14 protein-coding genes are annotated in these 22,601 nt (G+C 37.8%); 2 read left to right on the top strand and 12 right to left on the bottom strand.

Annotation, left to right across the window (positions count from 1 at the left end; all coding sequences use genetic code 11):
* Positions 1-93: 93 nt before the first annotated feature.
* The 5 genes from QZR70_RS00235 to QZR70_RS00215 all read right to left on the bottom strand — a co-directional run bounded on the left by QZR70_RS00235 (position 94) and on the right by QZR70_RS00215 (position 8,525).
* The gene (locus tag QZR70_RS00235; protein WP_295792239.1) at positions 94-390 is read right to left on the bottom strand and encodes a hypothetical protein; all 297 of its coding nucleotides are present in this window, start codon (positions 388-390) and stop codon (positions 94-96) included.
* Positions 391-993: 603 nt separating this feature from the next.
* Positions 994-4,785 carry a PolC-type DNA polymerase III gene (locus QZR70_RS00230; protein ID WP_295792235.1) on the bottom strand — a complete coding sequence of 1,264 codons (3,792 nt, stop codon included), beginning with the start codon at positions 4,783-4,785 and terminating at the stop codon, positions 994-996.
* A 2-nt stretch (positions 4,786-4,787) separates the two neighbouring features.
* On the bottom strand, positions 4,788-5,765 hold the full coding sequence (holA, locus tag QZR70_RS00225) for a DNA polymerase III subunit delta (protein ID WP_295792233.1): 978 nt from the start codon (positions 5,763-5,765) through the stop codon (positions 4,788-4,790).
* An 11-nt stretch (positions 5,766-5,776) separates the two neighbouring features.
* Entirely contained in the window at positions 5,777-7,999 is a 2,223-nt protein-coding gene (locus tag QZR70_RS00220) for a ComEC/Rec2 family competence protein (protein ID WP_295792243.1), read from the bottom strand.
* Positions 7,956-8,525, bottom strand: a complete 570-nt coding sequence (locus QZR70_RS00215; protein WP_295792230.1) for a ComEA family DNA-binding protein — start codon at positions 8,523-8,525, stop codon at positions 7,956-7,958. Before QZR70_RS00215 ends, QZR70_RS00220 begins: the two co-directional genes overlap by 44 nt.
* A 111-nt stretch (positions 8,526-8,636) precedes the next feature.
* On the opposite strand from QZR70_RS00215, the gene QZR70_RS00210 reads away from it, so the two are divergent.
* The gene (locus tag QZR70_RS00210) at positions 8,637-9,866 is read left to right on the top strand and encodes an aminopeptidase (RefSeq protein ID WP_295792228.1); all 1,230 of its coding nucleotides are present in this window, start codon (positions 8,637-8,639) and stop codon (positions 9,864-9,866) included.
* Between the two features lie 174 nt (positions 9,867-10,040).
* On the opposite strand, the gene QZR70_RS00205 is transcribed toward QZR70_RS00210, so the two are convergent.
* From QZR70_RS00205 to QZR70_RS00195, 3 genes are all read right to left on the bottom strand, one after another.
* Positions 10,041-10,520 (bottom strand): dCMP deaminase family protein, encoded by a 480-nt coding sequence (locus QZR70_RS00205; RefSeq protein WP_005386569.1) that lies wholly within the window; start codon positions 10,518-10,520, stop codon positions 10,041-10,043.
* Positions 10,521-10,596: 76 nt separating this feature from the next.
* Positions 10,597-13,065 carry a leucine--tRNA ligase gene (gene leuS, locus QZR70_RS00200; RefSeq protein ID WP_295792225.1) on the bottom strand — a complete coding sequence of 823 codons (2,469 nt, stop codon included), beginning with the start codon at positions 13,063-13,065 and terminating at the stop codon, positions 10,597-10,599.
* 90 nt (positions 13,066-13,155) lie between these two features.
* Entirely contained in the window at positions 13,156-14,871 is a 1,716-nt protein-coding gene (locus QZR70_RS00195) for a glycosyl hydrolase family 18 protein (protein ID WP_295792222.1), read from the bottom strand.
* Positions 14,872-15,024: 153 nt separating this feature from the next.
* Between QZR70_RS00195 and lgt the strand changes: the two genes are divergently transcribed.
* Entirely contained in the window at positions 15,025-15,849 is an 825-nt protein-coding gene (gene lgt, locus QZR70_RS00190) for a prolipoprotein diacylglyceryl transferase (protein WP_105089221.1), read from the top strand.
* A 134-nt stretch (positions 15,850-15,983) separates the two neighbouring features.
* Here the strand turns inward: lgt and trmFO are convergent, their stop codons facing one another.
* The 4 genes from trmFO to QZR70_RS00170 are packed head-to-tail and all read right to left on the bottom strand — an operon-like array spanning position 15,984 to position 22,593.
* Positions 15,984-17,300, bottom strand: coding sequence for a methylenetetrahydrofolate--tRNA-(uracil(54)-C(5))-methyltransferase (FADH(2)-oxidizing) TrmFO (trmFO, locus tag QZR70_RS00185; protein ID WP_105089222.1), 1,317 nt, complete (start codon positions 17,298-17,300; stop codon positions 15,984-15,986).
* Positions 17,293-19,710: a type I DNA topoisomerase gene (gene topA / locus QZR70_RS00180; RefSeq protein ID WP_295792218.1), complete on the bottom strand. Its 2,418-nt coding sequence runs from the start codon at positions 19,708-19,710 to the stop codon at positions 17,293-17,295. Before topA ends, trmFO begins: the two co-directional genes overlap by 8 nt.
* Positions 19,700-20,947: a DNA-processing protein DprA gene (gene dprA / locus QZR70_RS00175; RefSeq protein WP_295792215.1), complete on the bottom strand. Its 1,248-nt coding sequence runs from the start codon at positions 20,945-20,947 to the stop codon at positions 19,700-19,702. The genes topA and dprA overlap by 11 nt, the downstream gene beginning before the upstream one ends.
* 8 nt (positions 20,948-20,955) lie before the next feature.
* The gene (locus QZR70_RS00170) at positions 20,956-22,593 is read right to left on the bottom strand and encodes a YifB family Mg chelatase-like AAA ATPase (protein WP_295792211.1); all 1,638 of its coding nucleotides are present in this window, start codon (positions 22,591-22,593) and stop codon (positions 20,956-20,958) included.
* Between the last annotated feature and the right edge of the window lie 8 nt (positions 22,594-22,601).

Genomic DNA, 22,601 nt, shown 5'->3' with positions numbered 1-22,601 from the left:
AGTAATTTACTGGCTCCATCGCCTACAAAACCAACACGTTTTGTCCTATAACCCACTTTCAAAAAGAGGAGTCATCATTTGATGACTCCTCTTTTATCTATAATAATCGTCCTCGTAATCGTCTTTATACCGTATTGCATCTAGATCTGATGGAGATAGTCTATTCCCCTCTTCATCAACATATTCTCGGAATTCGTTAAAATATACACCTGGAATATCGGATTCTTCTAACTCAGGCACATCCTCGGGCTCAATATCCCAAAATTCAATCTCTATAGGTTGATTTTGATGCTCCTTAGCAATATTCGATTCACATCTATTATCTTCTAATTTTATTTTAGGTTCTTTAGAAATATTGCTATCCGATGACTTAATTCCTAGAAACTTCAATAATCCACTTATCATTACATAACACTCCCTTTATTAGAGCACTCTATTTAAAGACAAACAAACTTCCTATAATGTTAAGTACTATCAAAAAAATGATTCTACTATATATACTAAATCGACTAATAACATCAGTTAATTTATAAGGCAAATTCGTTTCTTTATTAATCACTTGATTTACAATTTTCTTCAAATAAACCAATTTAATCATTTCAGATATAGATACTAAGAATAAAACAATAGAAAATATCTTATTACTATAATCAGCAAAAATTAAACCTAAATAAATTACTAATATTTGAAAGATTTGTATAAATAGAAAGGATTTATTTCTTTTAAAGGAAACAGATACAAAATATATTTCTTTTGATTTAACTAGAAATACTATTGTAATAACAGTCATTAATGTTATAAAAAGAAAAATCATGTTATCCTCTTACTGTCTTTTTGACAAGCAATAATATTATTAATTAAACACAGCAACACATATAAATCATTTATTTTTAAATTGTAACTTTATTTTAGCAAAATATATAAAAATAAGCACTATATCACCTTTTGGGTATATAGTGCTTATTTTGTATTTAAGTTTTAACTTATATTTTATTATGCTCCAAAGAGTGACATTTGTTCGTCTTCAGGTAGTTCACCACAGCATTTGAGTTCTTTCATAAGATCAATGATGGTGTTAGATACTTTACAACGACGTTGCAAGTCTTTTAAAGATGTAAACGGACGTTCTTCTCGTTCAGCTACGATAGCATCTGCTACTGTTTCACCTAAAGAGTCAATAGCCAAGAATGGCGGCAATAAAGCACCATCTTTAATGCTAAAACGTCTTGCTTCAGAGTGTTGAATATCTACATTAACAAAACGATAACCCCGTTGGTACATTTCCATAGATACTTCTAAGGCACTCATAAGGTCCTTATCTTTAGGACTGGCACCACGATCAAGAGCTTTAATACGATTGAACTCAGTCATTTGCGTTTTAAGGTCTCCCGTCATAATGCGCAAATCAAAGGCCTTGGCACGAATGGAGAAGTAGGCAGCATAGAATGCCAATGGATGGTATACCTTAAACCAGGCTATACGGAATGCCATCATTACATAAGCTACCGCATGGGCCCGTGGGAATAGATAGGAAATCTTTTTACAAGATTCAATGAACCATTCTGGAATATTATTTTCCCGCATTTCAGCTTCAAATTCCGTCGTAGCTTGACCTTGTTTATTCCGTTTTTCTATGCCCTTCCCTTTACGTACGTTTTCCATTACGAAGAAACTATGCTTTCGATCCATACCGCGATGAATCAAGAAGTTCATTACGTCGTCACGGGTAGAAATGGCTTCGTTCAATTTACAAGTACCATTTTTAATGAGGTCTTGTGCATTATCGAGCCATACGTTAGTACCATGAGAGAAACCAGAGATACGAACCAAGTCAGAGAATGTTTGAGGACGAGAGTCTTCAAGCATGCCCCGTACAAATTTCGTACCACATTCTGGCACTGCTAAACTTGCTACCTGGTCACCTTGTAATTGCTCAGGTGTTAAGCCAATCCCCTCTGTCGAAGAGAATAAGCTCAATGTCTTTGGATCATCAAATGGGATTGTCTTAGCATCTATACCGGTCAAATCCTCTAGCATACGAATGATAGTCGGATCATCATGCCCCAAGATATCAAGCTTAGTCATACGGCCTTCGATAGAGTGATAGTCAAAGTGTGTTGTTAATACACCACTTTCCTTCTTATTCGCTGGATGTTGTATAGGTGTAAAGTGATGCACATCCATATCGCGAGGACATACCATGATACCGCCAGGATGCTGGCCTGTTGTATTCTTTACGTTTGTAAAGCCTTTTGCTAAATGTTCAAAGAAACCACTACGAGCTTGTATATCTCGAATTTCTGCATACTTTTTAACATAACCAAAGGCAGTTTTATCAGCTATTGTACCGATGGTACCCGCTTTAAATACATTGTCACGTCCAAATAGTTCTTCCGTATATTTGTGAGCCTTTGCTTGGTAATCACCGGAGAAGTTAAGGTCAATATCTGGAACCTTATCACCTTCGAAACCAAGGAAGATGGCAAACGGAATATCATGGCCATTTGTTTGTAAAGCTTGACCGCATTCAGGACAATCTTTACGTGGTAAGTCAAAGCCACCTGCGTATTCGCCCTTTTCAAAGAATTCTGAATATTTACAGTTAGGACATACATAATGCGGCGGTAATGGATTCACCTCTGTAATTTCAGACATGGTTGCTGCAAAGGAAGAACCTACAGAACCACGGGAACCTACAAGATAACCATCATCAAGTGATTTTTTTACTAGCTTATGCGCGATGTAATACAATACACCGTAACCATTGGAGATAATACAATCTAGTTCATAATCAAGTCGCTCTTGTACTACGCGAGGCAATGGATCACCATAAATGGCTTTCGCATTTCTATAACACATTTCTGTGAAAGCTTCATCAGCACCTTCGATCTTTGGTGAATATGTGCCATCTGGAACTGGTTTAATATCTTCAATGCTATCATTAATTGCACGAGTATTAGTAACAACTACTTCATAGGCCTTTTCTTCACTTAAGTAAGGGAAGGATGCCAACATTTCATCGGTGGTACGTAAATGTAAATCTGGTTGTTCATCTGCATCTGGATAACCACAGGCAGTCAACATGATTTCACGGTAAATCTTTTCTTCTGGTGTTAAATAGTGAACGTCACACGTTGCACAAACAGGCTTATTTAATGCATCCCCTAATTCAATAACCGTTTTGTTCATATCGATAAGGGCTTGCTCATCTGGCATAAGTCCTTTACGAACCAAGAACATATTATTTGTATGTGGCTGAATTTCAAGATAGTCATAGAAAGATGCAATCCCTAATAGTTCTTCCTTTGTAGCGCCGCGAACAATGGATTGCATAAGTTCACCAGCTTCACAAGCAGAACCGATAATAATGCCTTCACGATGTTCTTCAATAACAGAACGAGGCAAACGAGGACGTACCTTATAGTGTTCAAGGTGAGAAATAGATATCATCTTGTACAGATTGCGCAAACCTACCATATTTTTAGCTAATAAGATAATATGGTAACGTTTATCTTTTTCTTTTTTCTTCTTCTTATCTACTACAGGCTCTTCATCACGAGCAACAATTTCATCATCAATGAGATAGCCTTCTACACCGTAGATAACCTTAACGCCCAACTCTTTACCAAGAGCTTGAGCTTCTGGAAAGGCTTGTACAACGCCGTGATCTGTAATAGCTACCGCAGGATGGCCCCATTTTTTTACTGTTTTAAATAGGTCTTTAACAGATATAAGGGCATCCTTATCACTCATCTTAGTATGTAAGTGAAGCTCTACACGGGAGTCTGGACGGTTTTCAGTACGTTCTACACTAGTAGTCTCCATAGCTTCAATGCTTCGAATAGATAAGATATAATCCTTATCAAATCGATCATCAAAGCTGACGCTACCTTGTACGCGTACACGTTGCAAACCTTTTAACTGTTTAAGTAACGCATCCCCTTCTTCAGGGCTGTTCGTAAACTTGATGAATTTGATACTATTCGTATCGTCTACGATGCTGCCGTTAACGATACTTTTACCAGTCTTAGTATCACGTTTATCTAGACCAACAAATACACCTTCAAAAATAACACTAGGCGTATCTAAAGTACCCATAATTTTAGAGGTAACTCCCTCAATTTTAGGTCCTAAAATCATGCCTTCATCAGTAGGAGCATCCTTTGGGGCACGACGAGGGTATTTACTATCTCCTTCACTACCTTTAGCAGTAGATTTTGTAGTACTTTTATGTGCAAAACCTTTACTTGTTTTAGGTGTACTGCTCACAGCTGCGACAGTATCACTATTGCTAGATGCGGCAGCCGTTTGATTAGAACGAGATACAACAACTGGACTATTGTTGAAATAACCTAACTCAACAGCCTCTACGAATGGAGCAAAATCATCTTCGTCAACATCATCATATTCATCTTGTTGATCATAACCTGCAAAAGACTTGCCTCTAGGGGCTTGATTTTTAGCTTCTTCAGCCTCACGTTGCGCCTCAGCAGCTTCAATCCATTCACCAGCGCCGCAGCCGCCACCATAATAATAGGTATCTAAACCTTCCCCAGTTTCAGTATCTACCTTCCAGGCGAAGCAACAAGCTGTATCTGTATTAGTTGGAATATCATCAAAAGAGATATTTTTTTCCTTATACCATGCAGACAATCTTTCACGCAAACTAAGTAATGTAGAAAAGGCCGAATCTGCTGCTTGAATCGTCACATGTTGGCTATGACAGTTTACATAGAAGGATGATTTCTTATTCTGTTTTGGTACAACACGATAACGTACTTTCATTTTTATCCCTTATACCCACAATAGGTAATACATAAATCTCTAAATCGCCAAATATCGCCCTTGCTACTACGGCTATCCAATATAATCTCATAGAGCCCTTTTAATAAAGCTCGTAGCGCCTTAATTGAAATTCTAGGACTCGCCTCATAAGCTAGCTTAATTGGATATGGTTTAAATGACGAATCATAATCCTTACATAAGTTTTGAATAGCTTGAACAGACATTCCCGCTTGACGGCATTCGCTAACCAGTAACTGTAAACGTAATTGCCCCTCAATATAGCTCATTGCACGGTCTAATTCTTTATAGCCGAACATAAACGGAAATAGTTCAAGCAATGTATCAATATCTCGTTTTAACAGAGCCTCTTTAAAGGTGAAAATGTTTTTAGCCCCATAATCGCTACCATTTTCTTCGAGAAACTCTTTAGTAATGACTTTATCACCTGTAATTTGTAGAAAATACCGGTCAAATTCGGTTCTCATAAAAGAAACCGGTACATCTTGCCACAAATCGATGAGATGAGCTACATATTCCTGTGCATCAGGTGTCATTTTAAAACCATTAGAAGTGCAATACTGACGTATCCACATCACAAGGTCTGCCCCTTCAAGGCGCTTACATTGATGATTGGGAATTTTATCTAAAATCGCTTTATTCTGCTTGATGCGTTTATCAATCATATCATGATAAATCAAAAGGATGGGATTATTCCCATTATATTCCATAATGAGTTCATATAATGGAACCCAAGCATCGCTATTTTTACCGCTTTTACGAATAATAGGTAAATTCACTAAACAAAATACCTTTTGATCGCCAAAGAGCGAATCTTCACATAGCTTTTCACTTATTTTCTGTGGCCCAGCTTCATCATCTAATACAGTTACTGGAAGGTCAGGATAGGCACTTAAAAATTTACGTTTTTCTTCTTCAATTAATTGTGGCTCATCGCCATAAATGAGTTGAATATGTGCCATAGTTCCTCCTTTCACAGATAGATATCTTTAATGTAACTGTACCCCATTATATACATGTGTTTTGATGATGGGTCCACATCGCGTAATGCACCATGAGGACTACTAAATAAAACAGTATTATCCGGTAATATGCGACCAATTTCGTTCATTATACTAGATCGACTCGTAATAAATAATGTATTAGTCTTATCATTTAATTTTAGATTTTTTTCTCCTCTTTGTCCATTATATACATCGATTTCTTTCATACTATTTTTATATATTGTTTTTGCAGATCCGTTACTATGAAAGTAGTCTACTTTTACAACTTTTGGATTGACACCATATGCCCGTATAGCTTGATTGATAAGCCTTTCATTAGGTGTAGTTTTAATATGGTCTGGCGCATCAATTAATACATAGGCCCCTTCGTGATTAGGTTCTATACAAAGTAACACATTACACTGCTTCATAGGAATATAGTGAACCAATACATCCTTATGATAATGTGTAACATAAAATGATGCCCCAAAGCTGATAATCATAAAAAACAAGGACATAACTATATAAATAGTATACTGTTTTCCATGTGTCAAAAAGTACGTAAATAAACCTAATAGGACAAAATACATATAAGCACAATAAGGATTCATCATGCCGAACCAAAGTAAACTGCCACTACGACCTAACACATGATTTAAATATAAGGATATACGTAATAGTACATCTATCAATGACCATAGAAATGATATCGGCAATACATAGCTAATAACAGTACTTATAAAAATTAAAACGATAGATAAATCTAATAAAGGTGCCACTATACAAGCTGCTAACAAACTAGCAATACTAATATAATGAAAGTAATATAGCTGTAGAGGCAAGATGAGCAACTGTGCTGATACACATAATACAAGAGGTGTTTTAATCCATTTAGGTAACCATTGAATACGTTCATATAATACTTTTCCCCATATGAGCAAACCATAGGTTGCACCAAACGATAGCTGAAAACTTACATCAAATATAGAAAAAGGATCATATACTAAACATAGTATGGCACATATGCATAATGCTTGCTTAGCTTGATATAATCGACCTTTTATGTAAGCCATACACATGAGTATGCTCATTATCGTTGCCCGTACAACAGGAGCATCACCACCAACGACACCACAATACATACAGGCCACTAAAATTCCCATAATCAAACTGGTTCGTTTTCTTAATTTAATAAGTCGTCCCAGTCCATATACCAATGCTAACAAGAGAGCAATATGTGAACCTGATATGGATAAAATATGGATAAGTCCTGTGTAGGAAAAATCCTTCATTGTATCTTCCCCTAGCTCACTATAATGGCCACCTAAAGCTAATGATTGTGCTAATACATGTTGTGGACCCTCTAGATAATTAGAAATAGTTTTATCTATAGACTCACGTATTGATCCACAAATAAATAAGAGTTTCCTATACAGTTTTTCAGAAAAGGGCTCTTTATAGTTGAATGCTTGTAAGTCTTTATTTGTAGCAGTTCTATATACACCATCGTAGATTCGCCCTCGAGAATTGGAACTCATATATCGACCGCGAAGATTAATACGACCTTCCTCTTCGATAAGAAATAAGGACTTTGGTGTACCTTCTACAACTGCGTATTCCCCTAGTCGTATGGGATGTTTGGTGGTAGACACCTTTGAATATACCTGTAACCTTCCCTGTGCATTAATATAATCATTTTTGGCAGTATCTTTATAAGGATGTAAGCCATGAGTTTCAATTGTATATTTGTAGCACTCCTGTCCGTTCAAATTTACTCTTTCAGGAGCAGTTACAACCGTACCAAGATATTCTCCTTCTTGCTGCAAATAATATGAAGTATAGCTATTAAAATGTATAATCCGTAAATCTGTTTGATAATACGACAGTCCTACAAAAACGGACACTAAAACTATTAACTTACCAAGTGATCGCCACCAATTAGACGATTGTAAGACTTTAAAAACACCGACACCTATAATGGCTATCCCTATCGCAAAGATGTAGTACATTTGATTGAGTACAGGAAAATAATTTCCATACCCTAGTATTGTTCCTATAATGATAGATCCTAATATAACATGTGCCCATTGACTATGAGTTAACACCACTTTTGTACGATCAATAATATTTGTATGTAGTGGCATACCTTCGTGATTACAATTTTGATTGTTAAATTGTAATTTTGTCTTTAATTTTCTTAAATACGCCGTCACCAATGCCCTTCACCCCCTTGATACCTTCAACGGAAGTAAAGGGGCCTTTTTGTGAACGATATTCCTCAATTCTTTTAGCCATGGCAGGGCCTATACCTGGCAGAGAGTCTAATTCTTTTGCAGTGGCAGAGTTTATGTTTATCTTATTACCACGCAATAACACTTCAGGATTACCGTGAAAGTTAAATACTACATGGATATGATCACCTGCAGTAACTGGCTTAGCCATATTTACCGACTCTACATCTGCATACGGTAATAGTCCTCCTGCTAGCTTAACAATATCACCTACAGTAGCTGAGCTTTCAAGCTCATATAAACCAGGTGAAGCGACTGCACCTGTTATATAAGCGATTTGTTTATTAGGCTGTTGTTCTACAGTAGATATAGAAGAATTTCCATCTATACCCCCTTCAGCTAGGACAGAATCGCTTTCATCTGTTATAATAGGCCATAGGAAATAAATTCCTACTAAAATACATAGGATTAATACAATTATCATATAGGGCTTCAATTTAACTTTCATAGTGCACCTCCTACTGAAGGATTTCCCTATGAAAAACAAAACTCCTACCGATGACTCTATTGGTCACACTAGCAGGAGTTTAACAATTGATGACGAATTAAAGGAGAAATTATGAATCAAGATACATTAAGAAAATATGCCCGTACATTATTACAATACGGTGTAAACTTGCAGCAAGACCAAACATTAGTTATTTCTGTAGATGTAGAAAACAAAGACTTTGCAGTGATTGTTACTGAAGAAGCTTATGAACTTGGTGCTAAGGAGGTTGTTCTGAACTGGAGATGCTCCCCAATTGCCCGTCAACGTTTATTGCATGCTAACGAATCTGTTTTAGAAAAACCAGCTAACTGGATTCCTGAATTCTACAAGCAGTACATCGATGAAAAGGCTGCCTTCTTATCGTTAATCAGTGCTAATCCAAAAGCCTTAGAAGGTATTCCAACAGATCGTATTTCCTTACAATCTCGTAACTTAAATAAAGCGTTATCCTTCTATCATACAGCCATCATGAACTCTTCTGTTACATGGTGTGTTGCTTCTGTACCAACAGTTCTTTGGGCAGATTTATTAGGCTATAAAGGTACAGACGAAGAAAAAATTAACCAGTTATGGGATACATTATTGAAACTTTGCCGCATTGAAGGTGTAGAACCAAAAGATACGTATCGTCATCATATGGCAAAATTACGTCACCGCTGTGAAGCATTGAATAAATTAGACTTAAAGGCATTGCGTTATACTTGTGAAAATGGTACTGACCTCCTATTAGAATTGCCAGAAGGTCATATTTGGCTAGGTGGTGAAGAATCCTCTAAAGATGGTACTATTTTCAATGCCAATATACCTACAGAAGAAGTTTTCTCTGCTCCACAATACAATGGCGTTAATGGTATTGTGTACAGTACAAAACCTTTAATTTACCACGGTAATACTATTTCTGATTTCTCCTTTACGTTTAAAGAAGGTAAAATCGTTGAATATACAGCCAAAGAAGGTTATGAAGTATTGAAAGAATTAGTAGAAACTGATGAAGGTTCCCACTACCTCGGCGAAGTTGCTTTAGTTGATCACTTCAGCCCAATTAGTCAATCTAACCAAATCTTCTTCGAAACATTGTTTGATGAAAATGCATCCTGCCATTTAGCAATTGGTGCCTCTTATCCAACATGCCTCAAAGATAGCAATGGTTTATCTGAAGAAGAATTAAAAGAACGCGGCCTTAACCACTCCTTAACACATGTAGACTTTATGATTGGCCATGAACGTATGAACATCAAAGGCTATACTCGTGACGGTCAAGAAGTAGACATTATGATTGATGGTCGTTTACAAGTATAAACATAACTACAAAACATAACTACAAAACAATCATAAATTGGATGACAGCAAAGAACTATATGTCTAGTCTAACGTCTCTAGTAGATATCAATTTATATTGGAAAACTACATATGAAACAGACCCTATATACGCTTGTATATAGGGTCTTTTGATAATAGTAAAAATTTATTCTATTACAATGTGATATTTAAAGTACGGCCTGTAGGTTTATATTCAATAATCTCTACACCTGCAGTTTTTAACATCCGCTTAGATGCTTTAACCTCTTTAGTATCTTTATAAAGGTCATCGCGGTAGATAACGGCCTTAATACCACTTTGAATGATTGCCTTAGCACATTCATTACAAGGGAATAATGTAACATAAATCTTGGAACCCTCTAGAGAACCACCGCGATAATTCAGAATAGCATTGAGTTCACTATGTACAGTATAGAAATATTTGTTATCGTCTGCTGAATCGCGTTCCCAAGTAAAGTCATCATCACTACAATTCAAAGGCATGCCATTATAGCCAATAGATAAGATTTTATTATCATTGCTAACGATACATGCACCAACTTGTGTATTAGGATCCTTAGAGCGTTGCGCTGCTAAGATGGCAACCCCCATGAAGTATTCATCCCAGGAAATATAATCGCTACGTTTTGCCATAATTACCTCACTAAAAAATAAGCCCCCTTCTACTTATGTAGTTGGGGGCTTACTGTATTAAACGAATAGAATATCGTTATTTAACTACGATATTTACAAGTTTACCAGGTACATAAATAACTTTTACGATATTTTTACCTTCTGTAAACTCTTGAACACGACTAGATTCTTTAGCCAATGTTTCTAATTCTTCTTTTGTAATATTTACAGAAACAGTAAGTTTATCACGAACTTTACCATTTACTTGTAATACTACTTCTACTTCATCTACAACGAGAGCTGCCTCTTCGTATACAGGCCATTTTTCAGTGTGGATGGATGTAGTTTCACCCAATTCATGCCACAACTCTTCTGTCATATGAGGAACGAATGGTGCTAAAAGAAGTAATAAGGAATGAGTTAATTCATTAGCTAAAGCACTATTGATCGTTTCAGCTTTGTCCTTATGAGCGTACATAGCATTTACTAGTTCCATGATAGCAGAAATAGCAGTGTTGAAGTTGAAGTTGTTATCGAGGTCTTCTGTTACCTTTTTGATAACACGGTGTAATTCACGACGCAATGCAAATTCGTCTTTTGTAAGTTCACCAGTTACATTTTTCTTAGCTTCTTCGTTGTACGCATCAACAATACGCCATACACGACCCAAGAAACGGTAAGAACCTTCAACGCCTTGGTCAGACCAATCAAGGTCACGATCTACAGGAGCTGCAAAGAGTATGAACAAACGGGCAGTATCTGCACCATAAGTATTGATAATTTCTTCTGGAGAAACTACATTACCTTTGGATTTAGACATTTTGCTGCCTTCTTTAAGAACCATACCTTGTGTCAACAAGCCACGGAATGGTTCATTACACTCAATAAGGCCTAAATCATGAATAACTTTCACAAAGAATCGAGAGTACAACAAGTGCAAGATAGCATGTTCAATACCACCGATATATTGGTCAACATTCATCCAGTAGTTAGCGATTTTTTTATCGAATGGAGCTTGGTCGTTTTTAGCGTCTGTATAGCGCAAGAAGTACCAAGAGGAATCGATAAATGTGTCCATTGTGTCTGTTTCACGACGTGCAGGACCACCACATTTAGGACATGTAGTATTTAGGAAGCTTTCAGAAGTAGCCAATGGAGATACGGCACCAGACTCAAATTTAACATCCTCTGGCAAGCGTACTGGCAACTCTTCTTCAGGAACAAGTTGTTCACCGCATTTTTCACAATATACTACAGGAATTGGCACGCCCCAGTAACGTTGACGAGAAATCAACCAGTCACGAAGACGGAAGTTTACCTTACCTTCACCAATGCCACGTTCGTTAAGAGCAGCTGTAATAGTTTTACGAGCCTCTTCAGATGTTTGGCCATTATATTCACCAGAGTTAACTAGGATACCATCTTCATGGTACCATTCTTGCCATTTATCAAGGCTATATTCTTCACCTTCACGAGCTACGACTTGTTTAATAGGCAAATCGTATTTATGAGCAAATTCCCAGTCACGTTCATCATGCGCAGGGGAACCCATTACGGCACCAGTACCATAGTCTACCAATACATAGTTTGCAATCCATACAGGAACTTGTTCGCCAGACATTGGGTTTACTGCATAGGAACCAGTGAACATACCTTCTTTAGGCGCTTCTGTAGATGTACGATCAATATCGCTCATATTACGCATACGTGTAATGAAAGCTTCCAATTCAGCTTTATTAGGCGCATTTTCAATAAGGCGTTCCACATATGGATGTTCAGGAGCCAATACTACATAGCTTACGCCATAAATAGTATCAACTCGTGTAGTATAAACAGATACGCGTTCATTGATGGATGGAACTTCAAAGGAGAATTCTGTACCTTCAGAACGGCCAATCCAGTTCTTTTGCATCAATTTAACGCGTTGTGGCCAATGATCAAGAGTGTCCAAATCAGTTAACAAGCGATCTGCATATTCTGTAATGCGCAAGAACCATTGAGACAAGTCTTTTTTCTCAACTGGGTTGTCACAGCGCCAGCAGGCACCATCGATAACTTGTTCGTTAGCCAATACAGTATGGCAAGTTTCGCACCAGTTTACTTTTGCTTCTTTTTTATAAGCTAAGCCTTTTTTATAGAATTGCTCGAAGAACCATTGAGTCCATTTGTAGTAATCTTCTTTACATGTTGCAACTTCACGGTCCCAATCATAGGACAAGCCAAGTGCTTTTTGTTGCAATTTCATGTTCTCGATGTTATCAAGAGTCCATGTTTTAGGGGCAATACCATGTTTGATAGCTGCATTTTCTGCAGGCATACCAAAGGAGTCCCAGCCCATTGGATGTAACACGTTAAAGCCCTTCATTTTTTTGAAACGAGCTACTACGTCACCGATGGAATAGTTACGCACGTGACCCATGTGTAAGTTACCAGATGGGTACGGGAACATTTCTAATACATAGTATTTTTCTTTGGATTCATCATATTCTGTTTTAAATGTATGGTTATCATCCCAATACTTTTGCCACTTTTTCTCAATATCTTGGGCTACATATTTTTCATTCATGTAGGGGCCTCCTCATATAGTCAACCTCATTAGTTGCCGTTTTATAATCAATATTTTTATTTTACTACGTACTATGAAAGCAGTCAAACTCTAGCGTTTTACTACTTGTACAGATTTAGTTAATTCATTTTTAGTAGTTGTATTTTGAACAGATCCATGGCTCTTATAAGAAGCAATTTTATCCTTTGCCTCTTGTGAAGCACGTTCCTTTTGAGCCTTAGCCTCTTCTTCTAAACGCTTTTTCTCTGCCTTGGCTTCCTCAACTTGACGTTTTTTCTCGGCTTTAGCTTGCTCCGCTTCTTCTTTAGCTTTGCGTTTAGCTAATTCTTTTTCTTCTTTTGCCTTACGTTTTGCTTCCGCTTTAGCAGCTTTGGCCTTTTCTTTTTCTTCTAAACGCAATTTATATTGTTCAAGCTTAGTTAATGGTTTAGTTTCTTCTACTACTGGTTCAGGAACAACCGCTGTAGGAGATTTAGGAATTCCACGGCCTAAGTCTTTACCTTGAATCATAGCAATAGTAGATTCGTCTTCAAAGCCTTTACGCCATGCAGCAAAACCGCCGAGCTGTAATTCTTTTACAAGGTCTAATTTCAAACCTAAGGACGTATTATCTTCAAACCAAATACGATCGGAACCAGAGCTAGTTGGGATAGATAAATAATATAATTTTAATCTATCATCCCATGTCATTTTATCCTTGTAGTTTGCAAAGTAACTACCTATATTTTTCATAGCCAATGTTTCGCCTTTAGCATAGCCATTTGTATCATGCCATAAGCGCATATAGAATGGCACACCAAGTACTAGTTTTTGGGATGGCACTTCAGAAAGCATTTTTTCTGCATGATTGCGAACCCATGGATAACTTGCTACAGGACCTGCTGTAGTACTCTTAGCCCATGTTTCATCATAAGCCATGAGAACTACATAATCTACGGAATTAGCAAAGGCACTACGATTATATACTAAGGACCATTCAGGGCTATCGGAATAACCGGTTACATCAATGGATGTTTTAATATTGTATTGATGTAAATGATTTGATAGATATGCTACAAAGGCTGTTAAACGATCACGGTCGGCATAATCAATGTTTTCAAAGTCAAAGTTATAACCATCAAATCCATAAATATAAGCATATTGAACGAGGTTATGAGCATATTTCTTCCATACAGATTGGTCTGCTAGGATGCCGCTAGTAAAACCAGGGTCAAATCGATTCGTAATCAAAGGCCATACGTGGTAACCTTTACTCTTATAATCGTTAACATAATCAATACTTACATTAGGACTTGCTTCGAGGCCGAGGCTATGCAATTTAAACCAGCTTGGAGAAATGATATTATCGCCGCTAGCATTAAGTTTTGCTTGATATGGAGTTCCCTGTGTTGGCCATGGATCAAAAGCCCAAGACAATGGTGTTTGCATTGTATACGGAGCTTTTACCGTGGAAGCTTGTGGAGCAGGACCTAAGGTTAATTGTCCATTCGTCTTGGTATAGCTCACACCAAGCATAGCTGGATCAGACTCAATATCGACATAGGTCGTGCCATTTTTGCTAGTTGTGGGCAATTTTACAGGTTCACCAACAGCAGCAGGATCTAAAACGATAGTATTTCCTTGTAATACTGTTTGAGGTACATATACCATATAGGATGTTTTATATTGATTAGCTTCATAATGACGCGTAGTATTCGCCAAGAATTGATCGAGCGGCACTAATACTTCTGCTTGTACGGCTGTACTAGATAATGCAGACATCACCAAAGCTGTTAAAGATTTTAAAATTGTAGATTTGCGAATCATGAACTCTCCTAACTCTAGTCCCCTAAAGGGGATATAATTTCAATCTCTATATTATACCATATTATATAGAATTCCTCTCAGTTGTTGCATGAAGAGTACATGTAATTTATAATTTACCTTATACAATACAAGTTATTACATAAGGAGTTTTATATGCATCAATATCTATTTTTTATAGGTGACTTCCCTATCAGGGCCTATGGTGCCATGTTAGCTTTAGCTATCATCTGTGGTGCCTCTGTTGCCTATGTTTTATTAAAAAAAGATGGTCGAGGATGGCATGAACATATTATCGACTTTTCCATTACGGTTGCCGTAGCTGGTCTCATCGGGGCCCGACTATGGGATGTATTCTTCTTTGATTGGCACTATTATGGCAATCATTTATTAGAAATTCCCTTTGTATGGCAAGGTGGTATGGCCATTCAAGGTGGCGTTGTATTAGGCACCATTGCAGGCTACTGGTACTTACGTAAAAACAATATCGATTTCTGGGCCTTTGCTGATTTATTTGCCCCTGCCTTAATTTTGGCTCAATCTGTAGGGCGTATGGCAAACCTCTTAAATGGCGATGCCTTTGGTCATCCTACGGGTGGTAACTTTGGTATTCTCTATCCTGAAAGCACGTTAGCACATCGCACTTACGGCAATCAACCATTATGGCCTGCCGAAATCTGGGAAGGTCAAATCGACATTCTTATTTTTGTGGCCCTTCTATTGTTTAGCTCCTTTAAACATGCTAAAGGTCAAGTATTCGTACTATATGCTATTCTCTACTCTACAGCTAGATTCTTCCTTGAATTCTTGCGCGGCGACTATGTAGACTTAACACTAGGCTTAAAATCTGCTCAAATGACTAGTCTTATTGTCATCATTGTAGGTATTTGCTTATTCATTTATTTAGGCTACTTAGAAAAGAAAAACCAACCTGTACTTGAAACTACAGAAACAGCGCCTAAAACAAAAAAACGTAAATAACTTCATATAATAAGCAACATATATTGAGAATAAAAAATCCTTCATTCATGGGTGTCCCATTGAATGAAGGATTTTTCTTTATAAGTCTTAAAAACTCATATAGTATGGAGCAATTTATTTTATATGTCCAAAATTTATAGTTTTTCTTTAGCCTTTAAAGCATCTAGCTCTTCTAATGCACGATTAGCAATGAGTGCATTTTTCTCTTTTTTCTTACGGATTTTTTGCGGCCATGGATCCATGATACCAAAGTTGACATTCATAGGTTGGAAGTTAGACCCTTCATAGTTAGAAATATAGTGACTAAGGGATCCAATAGCTGTAGTTTTAGGGAAGTCTATAAATGAACGTTCTCCTAAATAACGGTCCACTTGTAAACCAACCATAAGACCACTAGCAGCAGATTCTAAATACCCTTCTACGCCGGTCATTTGGCCCGCAAAGAATAAACGCGGTTCTTTTTTTAGTTGGAATGCATGGTTCAACAACTCAGGGGAATTGATATACGTATTACGATGCATAACGCCATAACGAACGAATTCTGCGTTTTCAAGGCCTGGGATCATACCAAATACACGTTTTTGTTCGCCCCACTTTAAGTGAGTTTGGAAGCCTACCAAATTAAACATAGTGCCTTCTTTATTTTCCTTACGCAATTGAACAACTGCATAAGACTCCTCATTGGTACGCTTATCCACCAAACCTACAGGTTTTAATGGTCCATAGCGCAATGTATCTTCACCACGGCTAGCCATAATTTCTACAGGCATACAACCTTCGAAATAGATTTCTTTTTCAAAATCCTTTGGTTGTACTGCTTCAGCCGTTGTAAGCTCATGCCAAAATGCTTTGTACTCTTCCTCTGTCATAGGACAGTTAAGATAATCTGCGTCGCCCTTATCGTAACGGGAAGCGGCAAATACTTTATCGTAATTCAAAGATTCTGCTGTCACAATAGGTGCTGCTGCATCGTAGAAGTAAAAGCCTGTTTCACCAGTTAATTCTTTAATCTTATCCCCTAATGCTTCAGATGTAAGGGGACCAGAAGCAAAAATAACAGTACCTTCAGCAGGAATCTCGGTTACCTCTTCGTGATGAACTGTAATATTAGGATGGCCTTTTACCTTTTCAGTCACCATTTCACTAAATAGATGACGATCAACAGCTAATGCACCTCCAGCAGGTACAGCAGTCGCATCAGCACATTCCATAATAATAGAGCCTAAACGACGCATCTCTTCTTTTAAAAGACCTACTGCATTTTCAATATTGCCAGCTCGTAAAGAGTTACTACATACGAGTTCTGCAAATTGATCTGTTTGATGTGCAGGGGAACTCTTAACAGGGCGCATTTCATATAAGTCAACATGAATGCCACGGTTAGCGAGTTGCCAAGCCGCCTCAGAGCCAGCTAGACCTGCGCCAATAACAATAACATTTTTATTATTCAACTGTTGTTTCCTCTTTTTTAGCTTTGCTAGACTTTTTAGACCCTTTAGATGCTTTAGATTTTTTAGACTCTTTAGACTCTTTAGAATCCTTTACAGTTTCTTCACTAGCTTCGCTCTTTTTCTTTCTAGTTTTCTTTGGAGGTCGAGTTGGACATGCTTCATTGGAACAGAATTTCTTAGTCGTTCCATTTTTATATGTCTTTTCAACCATAATAGAACCACATGTATCACAGAATTCATGGGTTGGTTTATCCCATAATGTGAAATCACATTGTGGATAACGGTTACAACCATAGAACAAACGTCCTCGACGAGACTTTCGTTCTACGATTTCTCCTTCTTTACATTTAGGGCAAGTTACACCTGTCCCTACCGTAATAGGTTTTGTATTTTTACATTCTGGGAAGTTAGAACATGCAAGGAACTTACCATAGCGACCAAATTTATATACCATTGGACTATGACAGAGTTCGCACGTTTCATCACTTTCCATAGATACAATTTCAATACGATCTACATCGCTCGCATCTTCTAGCTCTTTAGCGAATACTTCATAGAAATCAGACAATACCTTTAGATATGTATCCTTACCAGATGCAATAGCATCGAGTTCTTCTTCTAGATCACGAGTAAAACCTGTATTGATGACTTTTTCAAAGTACGCAATCAAGAAATCTACCACTACAAAGCCTAACTCTGTAGGAACGAATTGTTTATTCGTATTTTCTACATAGTTACGGCTTACGATTGTATCAAGAATTGGAGCATATGTACTTGGACGACCAATACCGAGCTCTTCCAATGTTTTGATGAGGCTCGCCTCAGAATAACGTGGAGGTGGTTGCGTGAAATGTTGTTCAGGCAATACCTCTACCGTATGAGCAGCATCATTCTTTTTAAGCGCTGGCAATTGAGGAACATCCTCTTTTTTAGCATCTTCATAAACAGCACTAAAACCTGGGAAGATTACACGAGAACCTGTCGCTTTAAATGTGTAGTCGTCATGAACAGTCAATTCAATGGTAGTGGATTCATTTTGTTGTGGTGCCATTTGGCTCGCCATAAAACGATTCCAAATCAACGTATATAATTTTAGCTCATCACGACTCAAGAATGGTTCTACCATTTTTGGTGTTAACTCTAATGATGTAGGACGAATCGCTTCATGGGCGTCTTGAGCGGAACCTTTTGCACCATACATGTTAGGTTTAGATGGATAATAATCTTCACCATAGTTACGAATAATATAGTCCTTAGCCATAGCTTGCATTTCTTTAGAAATACGCGTAGAGTCTGTACGCATATAAGTAATCAAACCTACATGACCATAGGAACCGATTTCTAAACCTTCATACAAATGTTGAGCAATCATCATGGTACGCTTTGCACCAAAGTTCAACTTACGAACACCATCCTGTTGCAACGTAGAGGTTGTAAATGGTGGTGCCGCTTTACGAGAGCGCTTACGTTTTTCTACATTCGTTACTACTGCATCGGCACCGCCTATGGCATCGACAACGGCTTGTGCATCTTTTTCAGTAGTAATATCGATTTTCTCGCCTTTAATATGAGTTAATTCTGCTGTGAAAGCCTCTTTTTTAGGCGTTTCAAAATTACCTTCAATAGTCCAGAACTCTTGTGGCACAAAGGCTTGTATTTCTCGTTCGCGTTCACAGATGAGACGAACAGCAACGGACTGTACACGACCTGCACTAAGGCCCTTACAAACCTTTTTCCATAATAGTGGACTCAATTTATAACCTACGATACGGTCTAACACACGGCGTGCTTGTTGAGCATCTACCATGTTCATATCGATAGTCCGTGGAGATTCTAAGGCCTCTGCAACGGCATTTTTAGTAATCTCGTTAAAGGTAATACGGCATGTAGACGTAGGATCTACATTAAGAATGTACGCCAAATGCCATGAAATAGCTTCCCCTTCGCGGTCAGGGTCAGTTGCGAGCAATACGGCACTACTTTCATCGGCATAGGAAACGAGTTCATCAATAACCTTTTTACGAGTTACTAGATTGCTATAGCGCGGTGTAAAGCCATGCTCAATATCGATACCCATTTGAGATTTAGGCAAATCTCGTAAATGGCCCATACTTGCTTTTACCACATAGTTTGGACCTAAGAATTTTTCAATTGTTTTAGATTTAGCAGGAGATTCTACGATAACCAATACTTTGCCATCTGGATTATATACGCGAGGTTCACGTTGTTCAGGTGGCACAGAGGTTTGTAATACAGACTTGTCCCGTACAATCCCCATAGGAGTAAGAGCCTCTTTGGCAACCTTACGTTTTATCGTAGTACTCTCTTTTGTAGTACTTTTCTTTTTTGTTTCTTTACTAGTACTAGCTGCTTTTGGCTCGCCAATAACGATAGATCGTTTAATGGACAAGTATATCACTCCTAGTCATATTAATATAGCCTCTCGGCGGTTGATGCTCTATAGCCCCTTCTAGCTCTAACTCTAGTAATAAGGGCTGCAATTGTTGCAATGGAATGTGAGTTACTTTCAAAATATCACTAACAGTAATACATCGATCATGAGGTATTTCACTCAAGATTAAACTCTTATCCAAACTAAAGCTTAACATAGACGGCCCATGACTATCAACACCCTTACATGTATTACTCCATAAATCCCCCTCATTTACATGACTATGTTCCTCTTTCTTTGACGTTGAAAGTTTCTTTTTTGCCGGTGAAAGTTTCTCTTCTGTAGCAAAAAAATCTCGTAAAGTTAAATGATATTGTTCCACTATATCCTTATATCCAGTCAGTACATAAGCCCCATTGCGCATAAGAAACTTATTACCATCCGCTATATGGTCTAATAGGTTACATGGTACTACAAATACATCGCGCCCTTCACTGACCGCCATATCTGCAGTAATTAAAGAACCACTACTAGCCTTAGCCTCCACTACGATTACACCTCGACTAAGTCCACTAATAATACGATTTCGCGCAGGAAAATGTTTAGCTGATGGCGGTGTGCCTGGAGGATATTCGGATAGGAGTAAGCCATTACTTGCCAGTATCCGGTCAAATAATTTTGAATTTTCTCTAGGATATACAATGTCTAAACCACATCCCATAACAACAATGCCGTACCCCTGACTTGCTAGTAGTCCTTCATGACCATGTGAATCGATACCGCGAGCTCCGCCACTCACAATTATAGTACTGTATTTACCCAATTCTTTCCCTAACACTCTCGCCACATTCCGCCCATATAAGGAACATCGTCGAGCCCCTACAATAGCAATACGGTTCAATCTTTTATCTAATAAAGCTCGGTTGCCTCGCATAAATAATATGGCTGGTGGATTATAGATTTGGTTTAACATAGATGGAAAATCTTTATCTAGAAAGGTAGTAACATCCATCTGATATTCATCTAATTTTTGAATTATATAATCTAGTTTTTCATCCTTAGCCGATGCTGCAATAGCGCGTTTATCAGCTACAGAAATATATGTATACCCTTTTAAATTCTCTACATTTTTAACAGCTTTCCACGCTTCGTAAGGAGAACCAAAGTCTTCTATAAATCGTCTTACATACGTAGCTCCTACATTATATAGACTCTGTAGGCCTGCAATATAAATATTGTCGTCATATCTTGTCATATCATTACCTATTTACCAGTTCTAAATAACATTGCTTCGGAAATATGATGTGGTTCCACTTTTGGGTTTCCCTCAAGGTCTGCTATGGTACGACTGACCTTTACTATGCGATCAAAAGCACGTCCACTTAAATGGAAATGGTCAAATATATTACCGAGTACACTCCAAGCCTTATCGGTAATATGGCAAAGCTCACTTATGGCCTTATGCGGTACGGCACCATTAGAGCTAAAATCTAGGCCTTCATACCGTTTCTGTTGCATCGAGGTCGCCATAACAACTTGTTCTCTCATACTTTCACTAGTCATCGTTGACGACGAAGTATCTAATAATTGCTCTAATGTGGGCCTTTCAACAGGTATGTGCAAATCGATGCGATCCATAATAGGCCCAGATAATCGTTGCTGATAATTTTTAACCATTGTTTCCGTACATACGCACTCTTTATACGGATCATGATAATAGCCACAAGGACATGGATTAGCCGCTAAGATACAAATAAAATCGGCAGGATATATGTAATTACCTTGAGAGCGATTGATGGTAATTGTACGTGATTCTAAAGGTTGCCTAAGCGCATCGATAACTTGACGTTGAAATTCAGGTGCCTCATCCATAAACAGCACACCTCCGTGAGCAAGGGTTACCTCACCAGGTCGACCTTGAATACCGCCGCCTACCATACTCGCTAAAGTTGCAGTATGATGAGGATATCTAAAAGGACGAGTTGTAACCAATCCTGTATCTCCTAATAATCCTATTACATCTTGTATACGACTCACTTCAATGATTTCATTCCATGTCATAGGTGGTAATATGGTCGGCAATCTCTCAGCCATCATCGTTTTACCACCACCTGGTGGACCTATCATAATACAATGATGATGACCTGCAGCACTGATGAGCATAGCCCTTTTACCAAGCTCTTGCCCCTGTACATCACTAAAATCAACTGTATATGTTTGATTAGATTCTGTATCTGCACAATTATTTTTATCAATATAATCTACAGGATCATATGACTCTAACAATTCCGTTGATTGATTATGGATTTGATTTGCCGAACTTGTAGATTTGTTGATAGTCCCTTTATTTCCTTTAACGGTCTTTGATTTAACTAGTTTCTCTAAAATAGAAATAATATGTAGTAATGAAGATTCCCCATAAATGGAAAGCTTTGGTATGGCTTTTAAATTATGACCATTTTCAACACTTGTAAATATAGTTGAATAATTAGAAACCAAGCCTGCAAGGGACATAGCCAAGGTTCCAAAGGTTGGTAATAGTGATCCATCTAAAGCTAGCTCCCCCATAAATAAACTGTTTTTTAATAAAGCTGAAATACTAGCTTTGCGCCCCTTTATCTGTCCCGATGCAATGAGAACACCCAATGCAATAGCTAAATCGAGTCCTGCACTACTTTTACGAATCGTAGCAGGTGCTAGATTCACTACAATACGTCTCATAGGGAATTCATAGCCACTATTTTTGATGGCGGCCCTCACGCGTTCGCGAGCTTCCTTAACCGATTGATTAGGTAAACCTACAATGTCAAAGACCGGCAAGCCTTGAGATATATCAACTTCAACTGTAATAATGCATCCATCTATGCCATGTAAAGTGGCTCCATATAGTTTTGCATACATAGGCAACC

Source organism: uncultured Veillonella sp., assembly GCF_900545205.1.
Classification (GTDB): domain Bacteria; phylum Bacillota; class Negativicutes; order Veillonellales; family Veillonellaceae; genus Veillonella.
The sequence above is the reverse complement of the archived record's forward strand: the minus strand, read 5'-3'. Positions and strand labels throughout refer to the sequence as shown.

Excerpts from the sequence above, each read along its gene's own strand:
- lgt (WP_105089221.1), top strand. The coding sequence starts at position 15,025 with ATGCATCAATATCTATTTTTTATAGGTGACTTCCCTATCAGGGCCTAT.
- dprA (WP_295792215.1), bottom strand. The coding sequence starts at position 20,947 with ATGACAAGATATGACGACAATATTTATATTGCAGGCCTACAGAGTCTA.
- QZR70_RS00210 (WP_295792228.1), top strand. The coding sequence starts at position 8,637 with ATGAATCAAGATACATTAAGAAAATATGCCCGTACATTATTACAATAC.
- QZR70_RS00215 (WP_295792230.1), bottom strand. The coding sequence starts at position 8,525 with ATGAAAGTTAAATTGAAGCCCTATATGATAATTGTATTAATCCTATGT.
- leuS (WP_295792225.1), bottom strand. The coding sequence starts at position 13,065 with ATGAATGAAAAATATGTAGCCCAAGATATTGAGAAAAAGTGGCAAAAG.
- QZR70_RS00205 (WP_005386569.1), bottom strand. The coding sequence starts at position 10,520 with ATGGCAAAACGTAGCGATTATATTTCCTGGGATGAATACTTCATGGGG.
- QZR70_RS00195 (WP_295792222.1), bottom strand. The coding sequence starts at position 14,871 with ATGATTCGCAAATCTACAATTTTAAAATCTTTAACAGCTTTGGTGATG.
- holA (WP_295792233.1), bottom strand. The coding sequence starts at position 5,765 with ATGGCACATATTCAACTCATTTATGGCGATGAGCCACAATTAATTGAA.
- QZR70_RS00170 (WP_295792211.1), bottom strand. The coding sequence starts at position 22,593 with ATGTATGCAAAACTATATGGAGCCACTTTACATGGCATAGATGGATGC.
- QZR70_RS00230 (WP_295792235.1), bottom strand. The coding sequence starts at position 4,785 with ATGAAAGTACGTTATCGTGTTGTACCAAAACAGAATAAGAAATCATCC.